This is a genomic window from Nitrosomonas communis (assembly GCF_900114745.1).
Lineage (GTDB): Bacteria > Pseudomonadota > Gammaproteobacteria > Burkholderiales > Nitrosomonadaceae > Nitrosomonas > Nitrosomonas communis_A.
The window spans coordinates 1-1,348 of sequence record NZ_FOUB01000178.1 but is presented as its reverse complement, the minus strand read 5'-3'; the positions used below and the strand labels follow the sequence as shown (position 1 = coordinate 1,348).

Sequence of the window (1,348 nt, the reverse complement as noted above, 5' to 3'; positions counted from 1 at the left end):
TAGCGTGTGGATATCTGTGGCTACCTATGTGGAATGTCAACAGGCCCTAACTGCTCCTTAATAACCATCTAATAGAATTCTCTCTTCTGTTCTATTAGCTGCTAAGTGATGAAATGGTACGGCAACCGATTTTTTACCCATGCCGAGCATATCATCAACATCCACTATTCCATACATAGCTTTGCCGTTTGGACTTAATAACAAGTCATCAACCTTACCTACCTTCTTGCCATTTTTATCGATGATGTCTATATCAAAAAGCTTTTTAGCGTTTATATCGTAATCTTCACTGCCATTAGTTGCAGAGAGACCGTTTGCCTGGTAATTATGGCTACTGGCATATTCCAATTTAAACTCAGGCATTTTTTCTAACTGTTGCTTAGAAAGATCAATGACAGCTTCTTTCTTTGCTTTGCGTATATCTATATCCTGAAATGGGACAGAGACCGATTTATTACCAACGCCGAGGAGGCCACCAACTGATATTATTGCATAAGCAACTTTTTCTTTTCTGCTCAATATCAAGTCATCAATTTTGCCAATCTTCTTGCCAGTCTGATCAACAACGTTCATATTCATGAAATTTTTTGCAGTGATATCGTAGGTCACATCGGTGGAGCCCCATTCAACATTATTGCTACTACCATAGGGCTGTTCAGTATTACTCTTTGAATTACTGCTCTTTTCCCAATCCTGCTTGTCACTAGTATGCGCGGATACGCAAGTAAATAAAAAACTGAGACTGACTATAGATGCTATGTTGAAAAGAAATTTACTATGTATCATGATATAACTCCCTTGATTTTTTTATTAATTTATTGGCATGTATAGAACGGTTCGAGATCTATTAGTTTGGTGGAGTCTTTGAAGAACTGTGATTAGCTAAGTTAATTTTGCTGCTAATAACAATCCAAAACTGCGTCGTTAACAAAAAAATAGCCCTATCACAAGCATTAGCATGGATTCACTAGTGATATTTATGAGCCTTCTTTTTGTGTAAAAGGAGAATTCATCCTAGCAAGAAGATCAGGGAATTATCTGTACGAAAGCGTACATAAACCAGAAAAAGGGAGTTTTATTTTGGCTATACCACACCACACCATGTGCTTTGATATCTATCAAGCTGTAGCAGATAAATACTGGTGCGATATGAATTTTGGTGGGTATGACCTTATTAGGTAATAGAGAGCAAATGGCGCCAGATCTAGAGTCAAGGATTCTTGTTCTTACGAATAATGACATCAACCGTCGCTTTCAAGTTTTTATATTGCACTGGAATTTCAAATAAACACAGGCTTTGTGCAATCGGCCATTTTTACTGCTTAAATATATTTAAATCTTACGGAAG

The 1,348-nt window shown here is 37.1% G+C and carries 1 protein-coding gene; it reads right to left on the bottom strand.

Features of this window, described 5'->3' with window-relative positions; genetic code table 11:
- Positions 1-57: 57 nt before the first annotated feature.
- The gene (locus tag BM122_RS21250) at positions 58-786 is read right to left on the bottom strand and encodes a PRC-barrel domain-containing protein (protein WP_074907666.1); all 729 of its coding nucleotides are present in this window, start codon (positions 784-786) and stop codon (positions 58-60) included.
- Between the last annotated feature and the right edge of the window lie 562 nt (positions 787-1,348).

What these genes read in the sequence shown, in the direction of transcription:
- BM122_RS21250 (WP_074907666.1), bottom strand. Translation starts at nt 786, where the DNA reads ATGATACATAGTAAATTTCTTTTCAACATAGCATCTATAGTCAGTCTC.